1 pseudogene is annotated in these 278 nt (G+C 75.5%); it reads left to right on the top strand.

Features of this window, described 5'->3' with window-relative positions:
• Window positions 1-16: 16 nt before the first annotated feature.
• Window positions 17-278: pseudogene (locus IY392_RS18920) on the top strand (HNH endonuclease); the annotation flags it as partial.

The following is a 278-nucleotide window of genomic DNA, read 5'->3' as shown; positions in this document are numbered from 1 at the left end:
TCACCTCGTCGAGGCGATGGCGCGGCTGGATGAGGCAGCGCACGATGACGGGGCGAGCCCGCGGCCGGCGTTCGCCCGCCTGGACCCGGCCGACCGGGCCCGTGACCACCTGGCCGCGGCGATGTCCCTGACCTGCTGGCACGCCGCACGCCTGGTCACCGCCGGCACCCAGATCCACACCCGCCTGCCCCTGCTGCGCAAGGCCGTCGACCGGGGCCTGCTGCCCGAACAGCTGGCCATCGACACCGCCTGCCGGCTGGCCGAGATCCCCGACGAGC

The organism is Dietzia sp. SYD-A1, assembly GCF_015356725.1.
In the GTDB taxonomy this organism is placed as follows: Bacteria; Actinomycetota; Actinomycetes; order Mycobacteriales; family Mycobacteriaceae; genus Dietzia.
Note: the sequence above shows the minus strand (reverse complement) of the source record. Positions and strands in the feature narration are given on the sequence as shown.